Genomic DNA, 22,515 nt, shown 5'->3' with positions numbered 1-22,515 from the left:
CGGATGGCACTGCGCGCGCCTCGAAGCAATCCGCGCTCCACACACTGCCATCGAGTCCGATGACGCGTCGGACAATGCATAGCGTCCCAAGCGTCATACATGAAAACGGCCGGCTCGCTGAAGCGGCCGGCCGTCTACACATTACCGCATTACTGCTGCGGGTGCGTCGGTTCTGCCTGCTGCGCGCCTTCGTTCAGAAGCGCCTTCGCCGACAGACGCACACGACCCTTTTCGTCCGTCTGGATGACCTTGACCTTCACGATCTGGCCTTCCTTCAGATAGTCGTTGATGTCCTTCACGCGCTCGTTGACGATCTCAGAGATGTGCAGCAGACCGTCCTTGCCCGGCAGAATGTTCACGATCGCGCCGAAATCGAGCAGCTTGAGCACCGGGCCTTCGTAGACCTGGCCGACTTCCACTTCCGCCGTGATGTTCTCGATGCGCTTCTTCGCGTCGGCCATGCCTTCCGCGCTCGTGCTCGCGATCGTCACGACGCCGTCGTCCGAAATGTCGATGGTCGTGCCGGTTTCTTCCGTCAGCGCGCGGATCACCGAACCGCCCTTGCCGATCACGTCGCGGATCTTCTCCGGATTGATCTTGATGGTGATCATGCGCGGCGCGTAGTCCGACAGTTCCGTGTTCGTCGTCGGAACGGCGGCGGTCATCTTGCCGAGGATGTGCATGCGGCCTTCCTTGGCCTGCGCCAGCGCGACCTGCATGATTTCCTTCGTGATGCCCTGGATCTTGATGTCCATCTGCAGCGCCGTGACGCCCTGCGACGTGCCGGCCACCTTGAAGTCCATGTCGCCGAGGTGATCTTCGTCGCCGAGGATGTCGGTCAGAACCGCGAACTTGTTGCCTTCGAGGATCAGGCCCATCGCGATGCCCGCGACGTGCGCCTTCATCGGCACGCCGGCGTCCATCAGCGCGAGGCAGCCGCCGCAGACCGAAGCCATCGACGACGAACCGTTCGATTCAGTGATTTCCGACACGACGCGAATCGAATAGCCGAACTCGTCGGCGCTAGGCAGGCACGCGACCAGCGCGCGCTTCGCCAGACGGCCGTGGCCGATTTCGCGGCGCTTCGGCGAACCGACGCGGCCGGTTTCGCCCGTCGCGAACGGCGGCATGTTGTAGTGAAGCATGAAGCGCTCGCGGTATTCGCCTTCGAGTGCGTCGATGCTTTGCTCATCGCCCTTCGTGCCGAGCGTCGCGACGACGAGCGCCTGCGTTTCGCCGCGCGTGAAGAGCGCCGAGCCGTGCGTGCGCGGCAATACGCCCGTACGAATTTCGATCGGACGGACGGTGCGCGTGTCGCGGCCGTCGATGCGCGGCTCGCCGTTCAGGATCTGCGTGCGGACGATCTTCGCTTCGATATCGAACAGGACGTTGCCGACCGTCGCCGCATCGGCCGCGACCGTGCCGCCCGTCGCGGCTTCTTCCGCCAGCTTCGCCGACGTCGCCGCGTAGACTTCCTTCAGCTTGGCCGAGCGCGCCTGCTTGTTGCGCAACTGATAAGCCGCTTCGAGTTCCGGCTTGGCGATTTCCGTGACGCGCGCGATGAGCGCTTCGTTCTTCGGCGCGGGCTGCCAGTCCCACTCGGGCTTGCCGCCTTCGCGCACGAGTTCATGGATCGCGTCGATGGCGGTCTGCATCTGCTCGTGGCCGAAAACGACCGCGCCGAGCATCACTTCTTCGGAGAGCTGCTGCGCTTCCGATTCGACCATCAGCACCGCGCGCTCCGTGCCCGCGACGACCAGATCGAGCGCCGATTCCTTCATCTGCGGGCGCGTCGGGTTCAGCACGTACTCGTTGTTGATGTACGCGACACGTGCCGCGCCGACCGGACCGTTGAACGGCAGTCCCGACACGGCGAGCGCGGCGGACGCGCCGATCAGCGCCGGAATGTCGGCCGGAACATCCGGGTTCAGCGACAGGACGTGGATCACGACCTGAACTTCGTTATAGAAGCCTTCCGGGAACAGCGGACGCAGCGGGCGGTCGATCAGACGCGAAATCAGCGTTTCGCCTTCCGACGGACGGCCTTCGCGGCGGAAGAAGCCGCCCGGGATCTTGCCGGCGGCATAGGTCTTTTCGAGGTAGTCGACGGTCAGCGGGAAGAAGTCCTGGCCCGGCTTGGCGGTCTTCGCGCCGACGACGGTTGCGAGCACGACGGTATCTTCGACATCGACGATCACCGCGCCGCTCGCCTGACGGGCGATTTCACCCGTTTCGAGGCGGACGTTGTGCTGTCCCCACTTGAACTCTTTGACGATCTTATTGAACATTTCGACTCCTTCTACGTTTGCGCCGCGCCGGTCGACTGGCGCGTGCGGGAAGGTCCGGAGCCGCGCTTGAGAGGTGTGTTATGCCATTCCAGCGCGATGCGTTTCGATGAACGTCGTCGCGCTGGAATGACACAAAGCTCCGCTGCGAGGCTGGACCGAGTGTCGGACCGGATGGACTCATCCGGGATAAAGCTTATGAACTGCCGAAACTTCCGACTGCGTGGCAACTCCGGGCGCCGATTGCCGAAAACACGATCGGGCACCACTTCGCGACCGAAACGCACAAAAACAAAGTGCCTGTATCAGCGGACTGACACAGGCACTTCATTAGGACGTTGGCCGCAAAGCCACGCTTGGCGCCAATTACTTGCGCAGACCCAGCTTTTCGATCAGCGAGCGATAACGATCCGCGTCCTTGCCCTTCAGGTAGTCGAGCAGCTTACGACGACGGCTCACCATGCGCAGCAGACCGCGGCGGCTGTGGTGATCCTTCGAGTGCGACTTGAAGTGGACGGTGAGTTCGTTGATGCGGCTCGTCAGCAGTGCGACTTGCACTTCGGGAGAACCGGTGTCGTTTGCGCCGCGTGCGTATTCAGCGACGATGTCGGATTTCTTGATTTCTGCTACGGACATTTGCTTTTCCTTTGATACAGACAGGCGGTCACGGAAGAAAGGCCGTGCCGTGGATTTACAAAAAATGAATCGTTTCCGGCAATGCGCCAAAAACGAAGCGCAGAGTATAGCACAGTGCAATGTCTCGCCGAAGCACTTCTGCGCGGGGCGAATCGGCGCCTTAGCGCGGCGGGCGCGACATACGGCACGTCGTCGGTTGCGCGGTCTTGTCGGCGGGGACGCTCAGAAGCGTGCGGAAGCCGTAGCCCGAACCTTCGTTATCGAGCGCGACGCCTTTCGTCCCCGCCTTGTCCATTTCCATGACGTAAAGGGGCTGGATCACCTGATGATCTTCGGCACGCACGGTCATCGGGTGGAAGCCTTCGCCGTCGAACTTCATGCCTTCGAGCGTGCGCGCCACCGCGAGCGGGTCCGCGCTTTTTGCGTGCGTCATCGCGGCGGCGAGCATTTCTACCATCAGCGGCATACGCGCGACAAGGTAATCGTCCGCGGCGGCAGGATAGCGGGCTCTGAACGCGCGATAGTACGCGTCCGAAGCAGCGCTGCCCGCATTCGGATGCCAGTCCGCCACGGCGATCACGCGCTTCACGCCGGCATCGCCGAGCGCGGCCGGAGCGCCCAGACTGTTGCCGTAGAACGTGTAGAACTTCGTGTCGAGCCCCTGCTCGCGCGCGGCTTTGACGAGAAGCGTCAGATCGTTGCCCCAGTTTCCGGTGATTACCGCGTCCGCTCCACTCGCGCGGATTTTCGCGATGTAAGGCGCGAAATCCTTCACGCGCCCGATCGGATGAAATTCGTCGCCCGCGATCGCGATGTCCGGGCGCCGCTCCCTGAGCGCGCGCTGTGCCTCGCGGCTCACGTCGTGGCCGAAGCTGTAATCCTGATTGAGCAGATAGACCTTCTTCACCGCGCGATCGTCTTTCAGCGCATCGGCGAGGGCATCCATCCGCATGCCGGCGTGCGCGTCGAAGCGGAAATGCCAGAAACTGCACGCGTCGTTGGTGAGCGCGGGATCGTCGGCGGAATAATTGAGGAACAGCACGCGGCGATCCGGCTCGCGAGCGTTTTGGCGGTCGACAGCCGCTACGAGCGCCGCCGCCACCGCCGAACTGTTGCCCTGCATGACGAAGCCGATCTTCTCGTCGGTCGCCGCACGCAGCTGCACGAGACTCGCCTCGCTGCTGCCCTTGCCATCGAGCACGACGAGTTGCAGCGGATGCGCGCCGTCCGCGAGCTTCACGCCGCCTTGCGCGTTCACGCGCTCGACGCCGAAACGCAGATTGCGCTCGACCATTGCGCCGGCGTTCGCGAACGGGCCGGACATGCCTTCGATCAGCGCGAGCTTGATGGGTGGCAATTCGGCCGCCCGCGCCGTCATGGACAAGGCAAGACACGCCGATGCCGCGATGCGCAGCCATTGCATTGCGCGCGCGCTGGTTCCGTTCTTCATGAGTTTCCGCCGATCCGCCGAAAGCGCGGATCATAGGCTGCAGCGCGCGCCCCGCGCAAGTCGCGATTGCCGACACATCGGCTTGAATGCCGCGACGTATCGGAGAATGCTTTGCCGCGCGCGCATGTCAAAATCACGGGAAACATCGAACAAACGCTGCTCGCCGCCGCGAGGAGCAAGCACGTGGAGGCTTCAATGCTGCACATACTCAACCGCATGCGCGCATCGCTGACATGCGCCGGGGTCGCGCTCCTTCTGTCCGCCTGCGCGCAGCCGTGGCAGAACTATCAGGCTGGCGCGGATGCCTCGACGATCACCGCCCGCCTCGGCCCGCCGCGCGAAATCTACGATCTGCCCAATGGCGGCAAGCGGCTGATGTGGCCGACGCAACCGCTCGGCGAATTCACCACCGCCGCCGATATCGACGCTTCCGGCAAGATCGTCAATGTTCGGCAAGTGCTCGACGAAAACGAGTTCTACAAGGCGCAGATCGGCACCTGGACGAGGCAGGACGTGCTCGTGAACTTCGGGCGGCCCGTGGAGACGTCGTACTTTCCGCTGATGAAGCGCGAAGTCTGGACCTATCGCTACATGGAGGCGAACATCTGGTATCTGATGTACAACTTCTATTTCGACGAGCAGGGCATCTTGCGCATGACGCAGAAAACGCCCGATCCGTTGCACGATCCGGATCGGCGCAATCTGTTCTGAGCGCATCGACGCCATGTAAAAAGCCCTCGCGAAGAGGGCTTTTTTGCGTTTCGACCGATCGAATCAAAGCTGCGGATTGAGCTTTTCGACCTTCGAATGCAGCTTGTTCAACGCGGCGATGTACGCCTTCGCCGACGCCGCGACGATGTCCGGATCCGTGCCCACGCCGTTCACGATGCGACCGCTCTTCGACAGACGCACGGTGACTTCGCCCTGCGCCTGCGTGCCGGTCGTGATCGCGTTGACCGAATACAGCACGAGCTCCGCGCCGCTCTCGACCTTCGATTCGATCGCGTGCAGCGTCGCATCGACCGGACCGTTGCCGCGCGCTTCGCCCGTGACTTCGGTGCCTTCCACCGCGAACACGACCTTCGCTTGCGGCTGCTCGCCGGTTTCCGAATGCTGCTTCATCGACACGAAGCGGAAGTGCTCTTTCGCCTGCGCCTCGGCGGATTCCTCGGAGACGATCTGCATGATGTCTTCGTCGAAGATTTCGGCCTTGCGGTCGGCGAGATCCTTGAAGCGCGCGAATGCCGCGTTCACATCTGCTTCGGATTCGAGCGTCACGCCCAGTTCTTCCAGACGCTGCTTGAACGCATTTCGGCCCGACAGCTTGCCGAGCACGATCTTGTTCGCGCTCCAGCCCACGTCTTCCGCGCGCATGATTTCGTAGGTGTCGCGCGCCTTCAGCACGCCGTCCTGATGGATGCCCGAAGCGTGCGCGAACGCATTGGCCCCGACGACCGCCTTGTTCGGCTGCACGACGAAACCGGTGATCTGCGAGACGAGCTTCGAGGTCGGCACGATCTGCGTCGTGTCGATGCCCAGATCGAGGCCGAAGTAGTCCTTGCGCGTCTTCACCGACATCACGATTTCTTCGAGCGACGTATTGCCCGCGCGCTCGCCCAGACCGTTGATCGTGCATTCGACCTGACGCGCGCCGCCGATCTGCACGCCCGCGAGCGAATTCGCGACCGCCATGCCGAGGTCGTCGTGGCAATGCACCGACCAGATCGCCTTGTCGGAGTTCGGCACGCGCTCGCGCAGCGTCTTGACGAGATTGCCGTAGAGCTCCGGCACGCCGTAGCCGACCGTATCCGCGATATTGATGGTGCGCGCGCCTTCGTCGATCACGGCTTCGAGCACGCGGCAGAGATAATCGATATCCGAGCGGCTGCCGTCTTCCGGCGAGAATTCGACATCATCCGTGAACTTGCGCGCGAAACGCACCGCGAGGCGCGCCTGGTCGTAGACCTGCTCCGGCGTCATGCGCAGCTTCTTCTCCATGTGCAGCGCCGAGGTCGCGATGAACGTGTGGATACGGAACTGGCCGGCGGGCTTGAGCGCATCGGCGGCGCGCTGGATGTCCTTGTCGTTCGCGCGGGCGAGCGAGCAGACCGTGCTGTCCTTCACGAGCCCCGCGATGGTGTGGATCGCGTCGAAGTCGCCGTTCGAGCTGGCCGCGAAGCCCGCCTCGATCACGTCGACCTTCATGCGTTCCAGTTGCTTCGCGATGCGGATCTTCTCTTCCTTCGTCATCGACGCGCCGGGGGACTGCTCGCCATCGCGCAAGGTCGTGTCGAAGATGATCAACTTGTCTGCTGCCATGTTGGGCTCCTGTGGGGAGATTTATCGATTGTTGGAGATATCGAGACGAAACTCAAAAGGGAATTCGGGTGTTCGCGCCACCGCTGGCGTCGAAAACCTGAATGGACGAGCAGACGGGAGGCGTGAAGGATCAGCGCGGTAGGCGCGCTAGCAGCGATAGTGCGCGTAGCGACGCACTAGCCGGAAACAACGAGAAGGGGAACGTGAAAAAGTTCATTCAAAAACTATAACGACTTTTGATGACCTGTGCAATGAGGCTTTCCGATTGCGCCGATTGACGCTGCCTCGCGCCCGAACGCAAAACAAAAAAGCCTGCGTCCGCAAAGGAGGCAGGCTTTTTTCGATGCCGACAGACGATCAGTAACCGCCGATCGACGCGCTCACGCGCTGGCGCAGTTCCGCGCCGTCGCCGACTTGCGCGTTCTCGATGCGACGCGCGCCCTGAAAACGCTTTTCCCAATAGCCGTCTTCCATGTCGTCGACACGGATCGTGCTGCCAGTCGACGGCGAATGCACGAACTTGTTGTCGCCGATATAGATGCCGACGTGGGAGAACGAGCGGCGCATCGTATTAAAGAACACGAGGTCGCCCGGCTTCAGGTCGGAGACGGTCACTTTCTCGCCGACCCGGCTCATTTCCTCGGCGCGGCGCGGCAAGGTCATGCCGAGCGTGTCCTGGAAAACGTAGCGGACAAAGCCGCTGCAATCGAGACCGGAATCCGGCGTGTTGCCGCCCCAGCGATAACGCACGCCGATCATGTTGAGCGCGCCGACGACGACGTCGCCCGCCTTGCTCGCCACGCCCGACAGAAACGACTTCGCGCCGCCCGGATTGCTGGCGGCGTCTGCGCTTGCTGCATCGCTGGATTTGCTAGAGAAAATGCCGTTGTTGGCATTTTGGCTGCTACTGCTGACTTCGTCGGCGAACGCGCCGGAAGTTGTTGTCATCAGAAGGCCGATTAACATGCTCGCGGCGGCGCGCGCACATGTCTGAGTCATCGTTAGTGGCTGCATCGGTCGGTAGGTTTTACAATTAAAAGCTGCTAAATCAGGGAGATACGTGAAAGTTTGGAGGGATACTAGCCATAAAGTATTTAACTGTCAAAAGAAATAGAAAAATACAATTGAGACGCGCACCCAATTGGCGAAAAAGAAAGATTTTTAGGAAACTAGCGATGCTTTCAGAAGCTTTCTTGTGTATTCGTCAGAAGGGTTCGCAAAAATCTTCTCTACTTCCCCCGACTCCACGACAAAACCATTCCGCATGACCGCGACGCGATGAGCCATCGCACCGATCACCTGCAGGTCATGGCTAATGAAAACGTAACCAAGATTGTGCTTCTTCTGAATATCGGCCAGAAGCGCAAGCACTTGAGTTTGAATGGAAACATCGAGCGCGCTGGTCGGCTCGTCCAGGATCAGGATGCTCGGTTCGAGCACGAGCGCGCGCGCGATCGCAATGCGCTGGCGCTGTCCGCCGGAGAATTCGTGCGGATAGCGATCGAGCGCCGCGCGCTCCATGCCGACCTCGCGCAGCACGGCGATCACTTTCGCCCGTCGAGCGGCGGCATCGAGTTCCGGTCGATGCAGCGCGAGCCCTTCTCCGACGATGCGCTCCACCGTCTGCCGCGGCGAGAGCGAGCTGAACGGGTCCTGAAACACCACTTGCAAGTTCGAGCGCAGCACGGTTTTTTCGCGTCCGCGAAAATCGCTGATTGCGCGCCCCTGGAACTCCACCGCGCCATTCGAGATGCGCTGCAGGCCGAGTAGCGCCATCGCGAGCGTCGATTTCCCCGAACCCGATTCGCCGACGATGCCGAGCGTCTCGCCCTGGCGCACCGTCAGCGTGACGTCGTCGACGGCCTTGAAGCGGCCGCGCCGGAACCAGCCCGCGAAACCCGGCAGACGCGTCGGGTAATCGACGGACACATCCTTCGCATCGAGCAGCACCGGGGCGATGGGCAGCACCGGCAGCACGCTGCGCTTCGGCTTGCTCTCGATGAGCCGCTTCGTGTACGGATGCTGCGGCGACGCGAAAATGGCCTCCACCGTGCCGCTTTCGACGAGCACGCCCTTCTCCATCACCGCGACGCGCTCGGCGAAGCGCCGCACGAGATTCAGGTCGTGCGTGATGAGCAGCACCGCCATGCCGCGCTTTTCGGCTTCATCGCGCTGAAGTTCGAGCAGCAACTCGACGATCTGCGCGCGGATCGTCACATCGAGCGCGGTGGTCGGCTCGTCGGCGAGCAGAAGCCGCGGCCGGCAGGCGAGCGCCATCGCGATCATCACGCGCTGACGCTGTCCGCCCGAAAGCTGATGCGGATAACTGTCCACGCGCCTTTCCGGCTCGGTGATCCCGGTACGCGCGAGCAGCGCGATTGCGCGTTTTCTCGCCTCGCGCGGGCTCGTGCCGTCGTGCAGGCGGATCGTCTCGCCGATCTGGTCCCCGACCGTGTAGAGCGGATTGAGCGCGGTCATCGGCTCCTGAAAGATCATCGCGATGTCGGAACCGCGCAGACCTCGGATCGCGCGCTCGCTTTTCGACAGCAATTCCTCGCCGTTGAAGCGGATCGATCCGCTCACTTCGGCCTCGTGCACGAGGCGCAGCACCGACAGCGCCGTCACGCTCTTGCCCGAGCCCGATTCGCCGACGAGCGCCACACGCTCGCCCGCGCGAATGTCGAGATTGACGCCATCTACCGCGAGCGTGTCGCCGAAGCGCACGCGCAAGTCTTCGATCGAAAGTAGCGGCTCCGTCACTGCCCGCCTCCGGCTTTCACGGCATCGGAAATACGCGTATCGAGCGCGTTGCGCAAGGCGTCGCCCATGAAGGTCAGCAGGAGCAGCGTCGCGACGAGCACGCCGAACGTCGACAGCGAAATCCACCACGCGTCGAGATTGGCCTTGCCCTGCGCGAGCAACTCGCCGAGCGACGGCGTCGGCGACGGCACGCCGAGGCCGAGAAAATCGAGGCTCGTGAGCGCGAGAATCGCTCCGCTCATGCGAAACGGCAGGAACGTGATGACGGGCGTCAGGCTATTGGGCAAGACGTGCCGCCAGATGATCTGCCAGTTCGACAAACCCATCGCGCGCGCGGCGCGGACATAGTCCTGCGTGCGATTGCGCAGAAACTCCGCGCGCACGTAATCCGACAGGCCGATCCATCCGAACAGCGACAGCAGGATGATCAAAAGAATGAGACTCGGCTCGAATATCGACGCGAAGATGATCAGCAGATAAAGCTCCGGCAACGCGCTCCAGATTTCGATCAGGCGTTGCCCGGTGATATCGATCCTGCCGCCGAAGTAGCCCTGCACCGCGCCCGCGACGACACCGAGCACGGTGCCGATCGCCGTCAGCACGAGTGCGAACAGCACCGACACGCGAAAGCCGTAGACGAGGCGCGCGAACACGTCGCGGCCGCGATCGTCGGTGCCGAGCCAGTTCTCGCGCGACGGCGGCGCCGGGTTCGAGCCCTTCGAAAAATAGTTGAGCGTGTCGTAGTAGTAGTGATTCGGCGGATAGATCGCGAAGTTGCCGGGCGCGCTGAAGCGATCGCGCACGAACGGATCGAGATAATCGGCGGGCGTCGGAAAGTCGCCGCCGAAGGTCGTCTCCGCATACGTCTTCACGAGCGGAAAGTAAAAGTGGCCCTGATAGCGCACGACGAGCGGCTTGTCGTTCGACCACAGCGGCCCCGCGAGACTGATGACGAACGCCGCGATGAACACGATCAGGCTCCAGTATCCGAGCCTGTTTCGCTTGAAGCGCAGCCATACGCGCCGTCCTGGCGGCACCGATGCCGCGCCGCGCAGCGGTTGCGCATCGCTGCCGTTGGCACCGCGCCGTGACGATTCCGGTGAAGCGGCTCGATTCAAATCAGCGCTCCAGTTGTTCGAATTGAATGCGTGGATCGACCCAGACGTAACAGAGGTCCGAGATGAGCTTCGTTGCGAGGCCGATCAGCGTGAAGAGATAAAGCGTGCCGAGCACGACCGGATAGTCGCGCCGCACGACGGATTCGTACGAGAGCAGTCCGAGGCCGTCGAGCGAAAAGAGCGTCTCGATCAGCAGGCTGCCCGTAAAGAACGCGCCGATGAACGCCGCCGGAAAACCGACGATCAGCGGCAAGAGCGCGTTGCGGAATACGTGCTTCCACAGCACGCGCCGCTCACTCAAGCCTTTGGCGCGCGCGGTCAGCACATATTGCTTGCGGATTTCGTCGAGGAACGCGTTCTTCGTGAGCATCGTGACGACGGCGAAGCTGCCCACCACCGACGCCACGACCGGCAACGTGATGTGCCACAGATAATCGAGAATCTTGCCGCCGAGCGAGAGCGTCGCCCAGTTGTCGGACGTGAGATTGCGCAGCGGAAACAGTTGCCAGAACGTGCCGCCGCCGAACAGCACGAGCAGCAGCACGCCGAGCACGAAGCCCGGAATCGCAAAGCCGACGAGCACGATGAGACTCGTCGCGACATCGAACTTCGAGCCGTTCTTCACGGCTTTGGCGATGCCGAGCGGCACCGATATCAGATACGTGATGAAGAAGGTCCACAAGCCGATGCTGATCGACACCGGCAGCTTCGACACGATCAGCGACCACACGCTCTGATGCCTGAAATAACTCTCGCCGAGATCGAAGCGCGCGAACTTGCCGAGCATCAGAAAGTAGCGTTGCAGCGGCGGTTTGTCGAAGCCGTAGAGCTTCTTCAGTTGCTCGACCTGCTGCGCATCGACGCCCGTATGCGTGCGCAGCCCGAAGCCGCCGCCGCCTTCGGACTGTCCGCGCCGCAAGTCGTGCACCGCCTGTTCGACCGGACCGCCCGGCACGAACTGGATCACGACGAACGTGAGCGTCAACACGCCGATGAGCGTCGGGATCATCAAGAGAATGCGTTTAAGGATGTAGCTCCACATGGCGCGTCCTCGTTACTTCGCCGCGTGCGCGACGGGCCCGGATTTGGCCCACCACGTCGATATGACCCACTCTTCCGCGCCGTAATACAGCGGCAGCGTCGACGGGTACGCCAGCGTATTCCGATACGCCACGCGATGCGTCGCCGAGTACCAGTGCGGCACCACATAGTAGCCGTTCATCAGCACGCGATCGAGCGCGTGCGTCGCGTCCACCAGTTGCTCGCGCGTCTGCGCGGAGATCACTTTCTGCAGGATCGCATCGACGGCCGGCGACTTCACGCCTGCGAGATTGTCGGAGCCCTGCTCGTCCGCGGACTTGCTGCCGAAGCGCGAAACCTGCTCGGTGCCCGGCACCTGCACGTCGGGCATGCGCACGCTCGTCATGTCGAAGTCGAACGCATCGAGACGTTTCTGGATCAACGCGTAATCGACGGTGCGAAAGTTCATCGTGATGCCGAGCTTCTGCAGATTGCGCCCGAACGCGGCCGCGACCGGCTCCATCGACGCGCCGCCGCCGGTGTCGTCGAGAATCTCGAAGACGAACGGCTCGCCCTTCGCGTTGCGCAGCGCGCCGTCGCGATACGTCCAGCCGGCTCGAGCGAGCAATTCGCGCGCCTTGATGAGATTGGCGCGCAGCGAGCCGGGCGGATCGGTGTCCGGCTGACGCGGCATCTCGCCGAACACGGAAGGATCGAGCTGCTTCTTCAGCGGGTTCAATATCGCGAGTTCGCCTTCGCTCGGCAATCCCTTCGCCTGCAGATCCGTGTTGACGAAAAAGCTGTCGATGCGCCTGTACTGATTGAAGAACAGTTGCCGGTTGAGCCACTCGAAATCGAGCGCGAGATCGAGCGCCTGACGCACGCGCACGTCCTTGAAGAGCGGCTTGCGCGTGTTCATGAAGAAGCCCTGCATGCCGGTGCCGTTGTGGTGCGGGAACTCGCGCTTGATGAGCTCGCCGCTGTCGAAGCGTTTGCCGATATCGCGCCGCACCCAACTGCGCGCGACGTACTCGACCAGCACGTCGTACTCGCCCGCCTTGAACGCTTCGAGGCGCGCGGTCGGATCGCCGTAAAGCTTGTAGTCGATGTGCGCGAAATTGAACGTGCCGACACGCACCGGCAGCGCCGCGCCCCAGTAATCCGGATTGCGCCGGTACGAGATCGTGCGGCCGTTGTCGTAACGATCGATCAGATACGGCCCGCTGCCGATGGGCTTCTGGAACGCGATCTTGTCGAACGGAATGCGCGTGCCGTCCGGCTTCATGCCCCACTTGCGCGAAAACACCGGAATGCCGCCCGCGAGCAGCGGCATCTCGCGCGTCGCGATCTTGAACTCGAAGCGGATCGTCTGCGGATCGACGACCACCGCGCGCGCGATCTGCCCGAAGTACACGGAGAACTGCGGCGCGGCAAGCGGACTCTTGAGCGTCTCGAACGAGAACTTCACGTCTTCCGCCGTGACCGGATCGCCGTTGGAAAAGCGCGCTTTCGGATTGATGTGGAAGGTGGTCGACATGCCATCGGGCGCGACGGAAATGTCATCGGCGAGCAGGCCGTAAGCGGTCGATACTTCGTCGGAACTGCCTGTCGTCAGGCTCTCGAACATCAGCGAAAGACCGGGCGCGGGATTGCCGCGCAACGTGAACGGATTGAACTTGTCGAAGCTCGTCAGCCGGTTCGGGTTCGCGAGGACGAGCGTGCCGTCGCGCGGCGCGTCGGGATTCACGTAATCGAAGTGCTTGAAACCGGCCGGGTATTTCGGCTCGCCGTATTGCGCGATGGCATGCACCGCGTAAGCCGGACTCGCGAGCCATGCCGCCGATGCGGCCAGCGACCAGGTCAGGACCAAGCGTGAGGCGCTGCATAAACGGATCGTCATGTGCCTCTGGGCGCGATTTGAGTGTGTGACGCGATGGAGTGACCCGGCCGGAAACCCGAAGCGCGAGCCGCGGGAATCTTAAGGCGAGGCATTGCGATGTGAGAGAATTCTACCCAAAATCACGCACCGCTCGGCCTGCGACCCAAGGGTTGTCGACTGGCCGATCGCGCCACGCACGACCCCGCGCGGCATCGGACAACCGGTGCGCGCCGCGACACTGACATCAAAGAAGGAGCATTCATGGGCTTTCTCGCTGGAAAACGAATTCTGCTGACGGGCCTGCTGTCCAACCGCTCGATCGCTTACGGCATCGCCGCGGCCTGCAAGCGCGAAGGCGCGGAACTGGCGTTCACGTATGTCGGCGAGCGCTTCAAGGAGCGCATCACCGAGTTCGCGACCGAGTTCGGCAGCGACATGGTCTATCCGTGCGACGTCGCCGACGACGCGCAAATCGATGCGCTGTTCGCGTCGCTGAAAGAACGCTGGGACTCGCTCGACGGCCTCGTGCACTCCATCGGCTTCGCGCCGCGCGAGGCGATCGCGGGCGATTTCCTCGACGGCATGACGCGCGAGAACTTCCGCGTTGCGCACGACATCTCCGCCTACAGCTTCCCCGCGCTCGCGAAAGCCGCGCTGCCGATGCTGAAAGACGGCTCGTCGCTGCTCACGCTGTCGTATCTCGGCGCCGAGCGCGCGCTGCCGAACTACAACACGATGGGCCTCGCGAAGGCATCGCTCGAGGCGAGCGTGCGTTACATGGCGGCGTCCCAGTCGCTCGGCGCCAAGGGCGTACGCGTCAACGCCATCTCGGCCGGCCCGATCAAGACGCTCGCGGCGAGCGGCATCAAGAGCTTCGGCAAGATTCTGAACTTCGTCGAACAGAATGCGCCGCTCAAGCGCAATGTGACGATCGAGCAAGTGGGCAATGTCGCCGCGTTCCTGCTGTCGGATCTGTCGAGCGGCATGAGCGCGGAAGTCGTCCACGTCGATGCCGGATTCCATGCGGTCGTCGGCGGAATGGGCGGCGACGCGGAATAAGCGCCCGTTCGCAGCTGCAAAACGAAGCGCCGCTCACTTCAGGTGAGCGGCGCTTTTTATTTGCCGCGATGACCGCGCCCTGCCTCAACGATAGCCGTGCGGGCCGCCATGTCCGTTGCCGTGCCCGTTGCCATGTCCGTAACCGTGCCCCGGCGGCGGACCATGCGGGCGCGGCGGAGGCGGCGGACGGCCGTGCCCGTAATGACGATAGTAGTCGTTGCGGCTCCAATAGCGTCGGCCGTCCCAGTACCGGCTGCCATGCCAGCCGATGACGACCGGCGGCGCGTACATCGGCGCGGGCTGGTAGACGACGGGCGGCGGAGGCGGTGCATAGACCGGCGTCGGCGCGACGTAGACCGGCGCCGGAATGCCGATATTCACGCCGACATGAACATCCGCCGCGCGCGCGATGCCCGTCGCGCTCAGCGCCGCCATGGTCAGCACACCGGCCACGATTCGTCCCGAGAACTTCTTTTTCATATGCAACCGGACCTCGCTTTGTACTTGTTCGCTTGCGCTCAAATATAACGAAAACCTTTCGACGCAATATTTCAGCTTTGTAAGTTATTGCCTGCTCGCGCTTTACGTCTGGAGAAACCTTACCTTTTGTTACATCGCGCGGGTGAGAATTCGCGGCGTTGTTGTTTTACTGGGAATTCGCCCTTCCACGTTCAAGCGGCAACAAAAAAGCCACCCGTGACGAACGAGTGGCTTTCGGCGACGGACGCCGGGCGGCGCGGGACGATCAACGCCAGCCGTTGTGACGGCCGTGGTCATGGCCGTCGTGATCGTGGCCGCGGCCATGATCGTAGTGGCGATAGTAATCGTCGCGATCCCAGTAGCGACGGCCATCCCAGTAACGATCGCCATGCCAGCCGACCACGATGGCCGGCTGCACGTAGACCGGCGCCGGAGGCGGCGCGTACACGACGGGCGGCGGAGGCGGCGCATAGACCGGCTCGGGCGCGACGTACACGGGCGCGGGCACCCCGATGTTCACGCCCACGGACACACCCGCATTGGCCGCGCCGGACACCATCAGACCGCCGAACATCACGGCGCCAGCCAGCACGGAAGCCTTCGATACCTTGTTCATGTAAAGCCCCACCCCGATGGGTTGTTTGTTGTGTTGACCGGACTATATCGGACGGATGCCGCATCGAGTGTTCGACTTCGTAACCTGCTATTACCGAGGAAAAACTTACGAAAAGTAAGCTCGTGCAGATGGAAAAACGGCGGCCCTCGCATCGCGAAGATCGCCGTTCGTGAGAGGCGCAGCGAAGATCAGTTCGGCAGTTCCTGGCCTTTCGTTTCCGGCGCGAGCGGGATCACCGCGAGACCGATGAGAAACGCAATCGCGGTAATGGCAATCGGCACGCCGAGCGTCTTCATGTTGAGCACCATCGCGCCGATGCCGAAGTTCACGATCGCGCCGAAGAAGCGCCCGACCGACGTGCAGAACGCGAAGGCCGTCGCACGCACGCGGGTTTCGAACTGCTCGGGCAGCCACAGCGAGAAGAGCGCGAAGTTGCCGCCGAAAAAGCCCAGCACGACGAGCAGCGCGATGAACGGCACCAGCCCGTTCGGCAGATAGAACGCCCAGCCGAACGCGAGCGCGATCGACGCTGCCATGCCGACGAAATACACCGCGAGCGTCTTTCTGCGGCCGATCTTTTCGGCCATCGGCGGCAGCGCGAGACAGCCGACGATCGTGCCGATCGAAAGCAACCCCGTCGCGATCGACGCCATGCGCGCGGCATCGTGCTTGTCCATGCCCGCCTTCGTCGCGAGCTGAACGACCGCCGACGGTTCATACACCGCGCCCGCCCACAAGCCGATGATCGCCACCGTCAGCAGCACGGCCGCGACGATCGTCCGCTTGCGATATTGCGCATTGAAGATCGCCTTCAGCGAACTCTCGTGCTTGACGTGCGGATGAGCGGTTTCGGCGCGTTCCCACTTGTCGGTTTCCTTCACGCGCAGGAGCACCATGATCGACACGACGACCGGAAACAGGCCGACGAGAAACATCGCGCGCCAGCCGAACGTCGCGCCGATCGTGTAATTGAGCGCGGCGGCGAGGAAGAAGCCCGCGTAGTAGCCGGTCTGCAGATAACCCGCGCCCATCTTCCGGCGATCTTCCGGCCACGCTTCCGCGACATACGTGCCCGCGAGCGCCCATTCACCGCCGATCCCCACGCCCGCGCAAAACCGATAGAAGCCGAGCTCCCACACGTTATTCGCGGTCGCCGCGAGGCCGGTGAAGATCGCGAACGTGAAGATGGTCGCCGCGAGCACTTTCGTGCGTCCGAAACGGTCGGCGAGCGGTCCCCAGATGAACGACAGTCCCCATCCGACGAGAAAGAGCGCGAACAGAATCGAGCCCGCAAGCCCGATGTTCGCCGGCGTCGCCTCATAGCCCGAACGCGGCAGCAATTCGGTGAGCGCCGGCGCGAGCACGAGCGCGTAGATGAACGAATCCATTCCGTCGAGCGTCCAGCCGGCCCACGCACCCCAGAAACCGGTGATCTGCGACCGGTTGAGCGGTGTCTTCGTGGCGCGCGTGGCGCTTATCTGTCGATCCAGCGTGCTGGGCATGGCCATGTCTCCAAAGGAATTAGCGACGCGCCGGTTAAAAATGTTTGTTATGGCGTCTAGGGAAAGCACCGAAGTACCGTGTGCGTTTTTATATATAATATTTGAACATCGACACACGACAAGTCCGCACTTTCACCTAGCCATGCCGACAGATCTCTCAGCCGGATCGACTCCGGCCTCATTTCGCGACGCGCAGTTCGAACCGCGCCAGAGCACGTCGCGCTTCATCGCGGATGCGCTGCGCGCCGCCATCGTCGATGGCTCGCTGTTGCCGGGCGAGCCGCTGCGGCAGGACGCGATCGCCCGGCAGTTTTCGGTCAGCGCCATTCCGGTGCGAGAAGCGTTCCGCCAGCTCGAAAGCGAAGGCTGGGTGACAATCGAGCCGAATCGCGGCGCGGCCGTCAGTCTGCAATCGGCCGACGAGGCGCGCGAGATCTACGAGATTCGCGCATCGCTCGAAAGTCTCGCGATCGGCATTGCGATCGCGCATCACACGCCCGAAACGCTTGCCGACGCGAAACGCCTGCTCGAAGCCGCCGAGAACGAGCCCGATCCGACGCTCTACGTCGTGCGCAACGAGCAGTTCCACATGGCGCTCTACGCGCCCGCCGACCGTCCTCGGCTGATGGAGCTGATCGGCCAGATGCATCGGCGCGGCGAACGCTATTTGCGGCTGAAGCTCGGTCTGCCGATCCACAAGGATTCATCCGATGCCGAGCACCGCGCGATCTTCGATGCCCTCGCCGCGCGCGATATCGAACAGGCGCAGACGCTCGTCGCGCGCCATCTGCTCGCGACGGGCGAACTGCTCTACCGCTTTCTCGCCGATGCCCAGGCGCTCGCGCACTCGAGCCACGTCAAGAAGAAGAAACGCCGCGCATCTTCCCGATCGAATTCCGTCAAGGCCGACCAATGAACGACGTCATCGCTGAAACCCGCAACTGGAACACGCGCGCGCAGGAAAAAGCGCGGCGTCTTAAGCTGATCAAGCCGTGGATGAACGGCTCCGTGCTCGATGCCGCGCACATCGTCGATGCGTTGAGTGCGCTCATCGTCACCGGCGACCGTGTCGCGCTCGAAGGCAACAATCAGAAGCAGGCGGACTTTCTCTCGCGCGCATTCGCGAAGCTCGATCCGGATCGCGTTCACGACATCCATCTGCTGATCTCGAGCATCAGCCGTCCCGAGCATCTCGCGCTCTTCGAGCAAGGCATCGCGCACAAGGTCGATTTCGCGTTCGCCGGGCCGCAAAGCCTGCGCGTCGCGCAACTGCTCGAAGACGGCATGCTGGAGATCGGCGCGATCTATACGTACATCGAACTGTATGCGCGCATGTTCATCGACTTGACGCCGCAGGTCGCGCTCGTGTGCGCGGTGCAGGCAGACCGGCACGGGAATCTGTACACGGGCGCCAACACCGAGGACACGCCGACGATCGTCGAAGCCACCGCGTTCCGGCATGGCATCGTGGTCGCGCAGGTGAACGAAATCGTCGACGAACTGCCGCGCGTCGATATTCCCGGCTCGTGGGTCGATGTCGTCGTCGAGGCCGATCGTCCGTTCGCCGTGGAGCCGCTTTTCACGCGCGATCCGCGTCACATCGGCGAATTGCAGATTCTCATGGCGATGATGACGATCCGCGGCATCTACGAGCGCTATGGCGTCAAGGCGCTCAATCACGGCATCGGCTTCGATACGGCCGCGATCGAACTGCTGTTGCCGACATACGGCGAGAAGCTCGGCCTCAAAGGAAAGATCTGCACGAACTGGGCGCTCAATCCGCATCCGACGCTGATTCCCGCGATCGAATCCGGCTGGGTGGACAGCGTGCATTGCTTCGGCAGCGAAGTCGGCATGGAGGACTACATCGCGGCGCGCTCCGATGTGTTCTTCACCGGCCGCGACGGCAGCCTGCGCTCGAATCGCGTGTTCTGCCAGCTCGCGGGGCAATACGGTGTCGATCTCTTCATCGGCTCGACCTTGCAGATGGACGCCGACGCGAATTCGTCGACGGTCACGCTCGGGCGGCTCGCGGGCTTCGGCGGCGCGCCGAACATGGGACACGATCCGCGCGGCCGGCGTCATTCGAGCGAAGCGTGGCTGAAGCTCCTGAAGGACGACGGCCCGAATCCGAAGATCGCGCGCGGGCACAAGCTCGTCGTGCAGACGGCCGAGACGTACAAGAAAGGCGGCGAGCCGACCATCGTCGATGCGCTCGACGCGATTGCCGTCGGCGAGAAAAGCGGCATGCCGATCGCGCCCGTGATGATCTACGGCGACGATGTCACGCACGTCGTGACGGAAGAAGGCATCGCGTATCTGCACGCGGCAGAAGGCGTCGACGAGCGCCGCGCCGCGCTCGCGGCGGTCGCGGGCGTGACGCCGATCGGCATGCGCGCCGATCCCGCGAAGACGGCGGAATTGAGACGGCGCGGCATCGTCGCGTATCCGGAAGATCTGGGCGTGCGGCGCGGCGAAGCCAAGCGCTCGCTGCTCGCGGCGCGCAGCATCGACGATCTCGTCGCGTGGTCGGGCGGCTTGTACGCGCCGCCCGCGCGCTTCCGGAGCTGGTGATGAAGCCGGCTCTTCGCGATCTTGCGCGCGCGGTCGCGTCGCCGTCGCTCATCGCGCAATGCGCCGTCGATGCGCTGATCGCCGAGGCGCGTCTCACGCCGAAGCCGGCGCTCGTCGATGAACGCGGCAGCGGCGCGCATCGCGATCTCGATCTGGACACGATGCTGCGTTCCGCTCGCGCCCTGCATCCGACGTTTCTCGCGATCGCGCGCGCGGCGTCGCACGCGGAGCCGTCGCAGATCTTGCGCGAGCAACTGGCGCGCATCGGCCGCGAAGGCGAATCCGCGATGATGCGCGCAACCGATGGCAGCAACGCGCATCGCGGCGCGATCTGGATCATCGGTTTGCTGTGCGCGGGCGCGGCGATGCACGCGCCCGACGACAGCGGCGCGATCTGCTTCTCGGCGGCGAAGATCGCCCGTTTCGACGATCGCTACGCGCCGCTAACGGCAACGAAGAGCCACGGTGCGCGCGTCAGCGAACGCTATCGCGTGGCGGGCGCACGCGGCGAAGCGCGCGATGGTTTTCCGCATGCGCGGCTCGTCGGCCTGCCCGCGCTGGACGCCGCGCGCGCAAGCGGACTCGCCGAATCCGACGCGCGGCTCGATGCGCTCGTCGCGATCATCGCGTCGCTCGACGATACGTGTCTTCTGCATCGCGGCGGAATGCCCGCGCTCGAAGCAGCGCATCGCGGCGCGCGCGATGTGATCGCTTGCGGCGGAGCGGCGAGCGTCGCGGGCCGTCGCGCGCTCGAGGCGCTTCACGAAGAACTGATGAAGCTGAACGCATCGCCCGGCGGCGCGGCCGACCTGCTCGCGGCGACACTCTTTCTCGACAGTCTCAGGCGCTTGCCCTGAAGAGGAACGAACGATGGAAAACATGCGATACGAATATCCGGCCAAACGGCCCGTCACGCGCCGCGCGCACGTGGGCGTCGTCGGCTCGGGCGATCTCGAAGTGCTGCTTTCGCCGTCACAAAGTGCGAACGCGGAAGTGGTGATCCGCACGAGCGTCGATGGCTACGGCCATGTCTGGAAAAGCGTGCTCGACCGCTTCTTCCAGCGCTACGACGGCGCGGCGAAAATCGAACTGAACGATTTCGGCGCGACGCCCGGCGTCGTCATGCTGCGACTCAACGAAGCCGTCGAAGCAAGCGAAAGCGAAGGAGACACGCCATGAACGCGCACGACACGTTTCTCGCGCGGCACAGCTTCATCGAAATGACGGCGCGCGAACGCGCGCACGCGCTGCTCGACCAAGGCACGTTCCGCGAACTGCTCGGCCCGTTCGACCGCATCGAATCGCCGTGGCTCGCGATGCAGAACATCGTCTGCCAGGCGGATGACGGCGCGGTCATCGCACGCGGCATGCTCGGCGGCGAACCGGCGGTGATCGCCGCGATCGAGCCGGCGTTTCAGGGCGGCAGCATCGGCGAAGTATCCGGCGCGAAGATCGCCGCCGCGCTCGAAATGGCCTTGAGCGAATTCGAAGCCGGGCGCGCGATCCGTCCCGTCGTGCTGTTCGAAACCGGCGGCGTGCGTCTGCAGGAAGCGAATCTCGGGCTCGCGGCCATCGCCGAAATTCAGGCGGCGATCGTCGCGCTGCGGGCTCATGTGCCTGTCGTCGGGGTGATCGGCGGGATGGTCGGCTGCTTCGGCGGCATGTCGCTCGCGGCCGCGCTCTGTACCGAGCTGGTGATGACGCGGCAGGCGCGCCTCGGCATGAACGGGCCGGAAGTGATCGAGCAGGAAGCGGGCATCGAGGAACTCGATTCGGGCGACCGGCGCCTCATCTGGTCGATGATCGGCGGCGAGGAACGCGTCGCGGTCGGTCTTGCGGACACGCTCGTCGAAGACGATACCGAGCAGGTGCGCGACGCCGTGCTCGCGGCGTTCAGGCGCGGCGTGCCGCCGCGGCATCGCACGGAGAACGTGGATGGCTTCATCGCGCGGCTTGCCGACGTGAACCCCGACGTCATCGATCCCGACACCTTGCGCAAACTGTGGGGCGCATCATGACCGACACACTTTCCCGCGGCGAGCGCTGGCTCGACGCGCTGACTTCTGCGTCGACGCAATCGGAGCGCGGGCCGATCCGCGTGCGCGAAGGCGCTCTCGATGGCGAACGCGCGAGCTTCTTTGCCGTCGTGCCCGATCCGCAGAACCGCTTTCCGCGCGCGACCGATAACGTCGTCGGCCTCGAACAGGGCTGGCTGCTCGCACGCGCCGTGCGCGAAACGATCGACGCCGATCGCGATGCCGGGGTGAAGCGCGCCATCGTCGCCGTCGTCGATGTGAAGAGCCAGGCGTACGGACGTCGCGAAGAACTGCTCGGCATTCATCTCGCGTGCGCCGCCGCCGTCGATGCCTACGCGAGCGCGCGGCTCGCGGGCCATCCGGTGATCGCGCTGATCGTCGGACCGGCGATGTCGGGCGCGTATCTCGCGCACGGCTATCAGGCGAATCGCATCGTCGCGCTCGACGCGCCCGGCACGGCCGTCCACGCGATGGGCAAGGAAGCTGCGGCGCGCGTTACGCGGCGCAGCGTCGAAAGCCTCGACGCGCTCGGCGACGCGGTCCTGCCGATGTCGTACAAGATGAGCGCCTACGCGAAGCTCGGCTTGCTGCACGAGCTGATCGAAGGCGTCGACGCCGACGCGCCCTCTTCCGCCGACATCGAGCGCGTGAAGGCATCGCTCGCGGCGGCGGTGAAGGATGCGCGCAACGGTCCGCGCGATCTGTCGAACCGGCTCGCTTCCGCCGATGCGAAACGCACGCGCGCCGCATCGATCGAGGTGCGCAGGCGCATGCGCGAGCA

Annotated in this window: 20 protein-coding genes; 8 read left to right on the top strand and 12 right to left on the bottom strand. The window is 63.6% G+C overall.

What is annotated here, in order from left to right; translation table 11 throughout:
* Positions 1–149: 149 nt before the first annotated feature.
* From pnp to BG60_RS31070, 3 genes are all read right to left on the bottom strand, one after another.
* Positions 150–2,288, bottom strand: coding sequence for a polyribonucleotide nucleotidyltransferase (gene pnp, locus BG60_RS31080; RefSeq protein ID WP_008341788.1), 2,139 nt, complete (start codon positions 2,286–2,288; stop codon positions 150–152).
* 363 nt (positions 2,289–2,651) lie between these two features.
* Positions 2,652–2,921, bottom strand: a complete 270-nt coding sequence (rpsO, locus tag BG60_RS31075; RefSeq protein WP_008341789.1) for a 30S ribosomal protein S15 — start codon at positions 2,919–2,921, stop codon at positions 2,652–2,654.
* 160 nt (positions 2,922–3,081) lie between these two features.
* Positions 3,082–4,371 (bottom strand): branched-chain amino acid ABC transporter substrate-binding protein, encoded by a 1,290-nt coding sequence (locus BG60_RS31070; RefSeq protein WP_008341790.1) that lies wholly within the window; start codon positions 4,369–4,371, stop codon positions 3,082–3,084.
* A gap of 195 nt (positions 4,372–4,566) precedes the next feature.
* Between BG60_RS31070 and BG60_RS31065 the strand changes: the two genes are divergently transcribed.
* Positions 4,567–5,082: a hypothetical protein gene (locus BG60_RS31065; protein ID WP_033535784.1), complete on the top strand. Its 516-nt coding sequence runs from the start codon at positions 4,567–4,569 to the stop codon at positions 5,080–5,082.
* Positions 5,083–5,145: 63 nt separating this feature from the next.
* On the opposite strand, the gene BG60_RS31060 is transcribed toward BG60_RS31065, so the two are convergent.
* From BG60_RS31060 to BG60_RS31035, 6 genes are all read right to left on the bottom strand, one after another.
* Complete coding sequence (locus tag BG60_RS31060; protein WP_008341793.1) at positions 5,146–6,690, bottom strand: 2-isopropylmalate synthase; 1,545 nt, start codon at positions 6,688–6,690, stop codon at positions 5,146–5,148.
* A 357-nt stretch (positions 6,691–7,047) separates the two neighbouring features.
* A complete protein-coding gene (locus tag BG60_RS31055; RefSeq protein ID WP_008341795.1) occupies positions 7,048–7,704 on the bottom strand; it encodes a C40 family peptidase in 657 nt (218 codons plus the stop codon).
* 147 nt (positions 7,705–7,851) lie between these two features.
* Positions 7,852–9,450 (bottom strand): ABC transporter ATP-binding protein, encoded by a 1,599-nt coding sequence (locus tag BG60_RS31050; RefSeq protein ID WP_034473896.1) that lies wholly within the window; start codon positions 9,448–9,450, stop codon positions 7,852–7,854.
* On the bottom strand, positions 9,447–10,568 hold the full coding sequence (locus tag BG60_RS31045; RefSeq protein ID WP_008341799.1) for an ABC transporter permease: 1,122 nt from the start codon (positions 10,566–10,568) through the stop codon (positions 9,447–9,449). The genes BG60_RS31050 and BG60_RS31045 overlap by 4 nt, the downstream gene beginning before the upstream one ends.
* A gap of 1 nt (position 10,569) precedes the next feature.
* Positions 10,570–11,610, bottom strand: coding sequence for a microcin C ABC transporter permease YejB (locus BG60_RS31040; protein WP_008341800.1), 1,041 nt, complete (start codon positions 11,608–11,610; stop codon positions 10,570–10,572).
* A gap of 12 nt (positions 11,611–11,622) precedes the next feature.
* A complete protein-coding gene (locus tag BG60_RS31035; RefSeq protein WP_033535771.1) occupies positions 11,623–13,488 on the bottom strand; it encodes an extracellular solute-binding protein in 1,866 nt (621 codons plus the stop codon).
* Positions 13,489–13,728: 240 nt separating this feature from the next.
* Between BG60_RS31035 and fabI the strand changes: the two genes are divergently transcribed.
* Positions 13,729–14,526 (top strand): enoyl-ACP reductase FabI, encoded by a 798-nt coding sequence (gene fabI, locus BG60_RS31030; RefSeq protein ID WP_008341802.1) that lies wholly within the window; start codon positions 13,729–13,731, stop codon positions 14,524–14,526.
* A gap of 84 nt (positions 14,527–14,610) precedes the next feature.
* Here the strand turns inward: fabI and BG60_RS31025 are convergent, their stop codons facing one another.
* From BG60_RS31025 to BG60_RS31015, 3 genes are all read right to left on the bottom strand, one after another.
* Complete coding sequence (locus BG60_RS31025) at positions 14,611–15,006, bottom strand: hypothetical protein (protein WP_008341803.1); 396 nt, start codon at positions 15,004–15,006, stop codon at positions 14,611–14,613.
* A gap of 265 nt (positions 15,007–15,271) precedes the next feature.
* The gene (locus BG60_RS31020) at positions 15,272–15,622 is read right to left on the bottom strand and encodes a hypothetical protein (protein WP_008341804.1); all 351 of its coding nucleotides are present in this window, start codon (positions 15,620–15,622) and stop codon (positions 15,272–15,274) included.
* A gap of 188 nt (positions 15,623–15,810) precedes the next feature.
* Positions 15,811–17,124: an MFS transporter gene (locus BG60_RS31015; RefSeq protein WP_008341806.1), complete on the bottom strand. Its 1,314-nt coding sequence runs from the start codon at positions 17,122–17,124 to the stop codon at positions 15,811–15,813.
* Positions 17,125–17,266: 142 nt separating this feature from the next.
* Here BG60_RS31015 and BG60_RS31010 point away from each other — a divergent pair, with 142 nt between their 5' ends.
* From BG60_RS31010 to mdcE, 6 genes are all read left to right on the top strand, one after another.
* Complete coding sequence (locus BG60_RS31010; RefSeq protein ID WP_008341808.1) at positions 17,267–18,040, top strand: GntR family transcriptional regulator; 774 nt, start codon at positions 17,267–17,269, stop codon at positions 18,038–18,040.
* A complete protein-coding gene (mdcA, locus tag BG60_RS31005; RefSeq protein ID WP_008341811.1) occupies positions 18,037–19,698 on the top strand; it encodes a malonate decarboxylase subunit alpha in 1,662 nt (553 codons plus the stop codon). Before BG60_RS31010 ends, mdcA begins: the two co-directional genes overlap by 4 nt.
* Entirely contained in the window at positions 19,698–20,555 is an 858-nt protein-coding gene (locus BG60_RS31000; RefSeq protein WP_008341813.1) for a triphosphoribosyl-dephospho-CoA synthase, read from the top strand. Before mdcA ends, BG60_RS31000 begins: the two co-directional genes overlap by 1 nt.
* Positions 20,556–20,568: 13 nt before the next feature.
* Entirely contained in the window at positions 20,569–20,877 is a 309-nt protein-coding gene (locus tag BG60_RS30995; RefSeq protein WP_008341815.1) for a malonate decarboxylase subunit delta, read from the top strand.
* The gene (locus tag BG60_RS30990) at positions 20,874–21,716 is read left to right on the top strand and encodes a biotin-independent malonate decarboxylase subunit beta (RefSeq protein WP_008341817.1); all 843 of its coding nucleotides are present in this window, start codon (positions 20,874–20,876) and stop codon (positions 21,714–21,716) included. Before BG60_RS30995 ends, BG60_RS30990 begins: the two co-directional genes overlap by 4 nt.
* On the top strand, positions 21,713–22,515 hold an 803-nt coding region (gene mdcE, locus BG60_RS30985), incomplete at its 3' end, for a biotin-independent malonate decarboxylase subunit gamma (RefSeq protein ID WP_034473894.1). The genes BG60_RS30990 and mdcE, both read left to right, overlap by 4 nt.

Source organism: Caballeronia zhejiangensis (genome assembly GCF_000698575.1).
Taxonomy (GTDB): Bacteria; Pseudomonadota; Gammaproteobacteria; order Burkholderiales; family Burkholderiaceae; genus Caballeronia; species Caballeronia zhejiangensis.
The sequence above is the reverse complement of the archived record's forward strand: the minus strand, read 5'-3'. Positions and strand labels throughout refer to the sequence as shown.

Excerpts from the sequence above, each read along its gene's own strand:
- BG60_RS30995 (WP_008341815.1), top strand. The coding sequence starts at position 20,569 with ATGGAAAACATGCGATACGAATATCCGGCCAAACGGCCCGTCACGCGC.
- rpsO (WP_008341789.1), bottom strand. The coding sequence starts at position 2,921 with ATGTCCGTAGCAGAAATCAAGAAATCCGACATCGTCGCTGAATACGCA.
- mdcA (WP_008341811.1), top strand. The coding sequence starts at position 18,037 with ATGAACGACGTCATCGCTGAAACCCGCAACTGGAACACGCGCGCGCAG.
- BG60_RS31065 (WP_033535784.1), top strand. The coding sequence starts at position 4,567 with ATGCTGCACATACTCAACCGCATGCGCGCATCGCTGACATGCGCCGGG.
- BG60_RS31010 (WP_008341808.1), top strand. The coding sequence starts at position 17,267 with ATGCCGACAGATCTCTCAGCCGGATCGACTCCGGCCTCATTTCGCGAC.
- BG60_RS31070 (WP_008341790.1), bottom strand. The coding sequence starts at position 4,371 with ATGAAGAACGGAACCAGCGCGCGCGCAATGCAATGGCTGCGCATCGCG.
- BG60_RS31025 (WP_008341803.1), bottom strand. The coding sequence starts at position 15,006 with ATGAAAAAGAAGTTCTCGGGACGAATCGTGGCCGGTGTGCTGACCATG.
- BG60_RS31015 (WP_008341806.1), bottom strand. The coding sequence starts at position 17,124 with ATGCCCAGCACGCTGGATCGACAGATAAGCGCCACGCGCGCCACGAAG.
- BG60_RS31035 (WP_033535771.1), bottom strand. The coding sequence starts at position 13,488 with ATGACGATCCGTTTATGCAGCGCCTCACGCTTGGTCCTGACCTGGTCG.
- BG60_RS31060 (WP_008341793.1), bottom strand. The coding sequence starts at position 6,690 with ATGGCAGCAGACAAGTTGATCATCTTCGACACGACCTTGCGCGATGGC.
- pnp (WP_008341788.1), bottom strand. The coding sequence starts at position 2,288 with ATGTTCAATAAGATCGTCAAAGAGTTCAAGTGGGGACAGCACAACGTC.
- BG60_RS30990 (WP_008341817.1), top strand. The coding sequence starts at position 20,874 with ATGAACGCGCACGACACGTTTCTCGCGCGGCACAGCTTCATCGAAATG.
- BG60_RS31020 (WP_008341804.1), bottom strand. The coding sequence starts at position 15,622 with ATGAACAAGGTATCGAAGGCTTCCGTGCTGGCTGGCGCCGTGATGTTC.
- BG60_RS31000 (WP_008341813.1), top strand. The coding sequence starts at position 19,698 with ATGAAGCCGGCTCTTCGCGATCTTGCGCGCGCGGTCGCGTCGCCGTCG.
- BG60_RS31055 (WP_008341795.1), bottom strand. The coding sequence starts at position 7,704 with ATGCAGCCACTAACGATGACTCAGACATGTGCGCGCGCCGCCGCGAGC.
- fabI (WP_008341802.1), top strand. The coding sequence starts at position 13,729 with ATGGGCTTTCTCGCTGGAAAACGAATTCTGCTGACGGGCCTGCTGTCC.
- BG60_RS31040 (WP_008341800.1), bottom strand. The coding sequence starts at position 11,610 with ATGTGGAGCTACATCCTTAAACGCATTCTCTTGATGATCCCGACGCTC.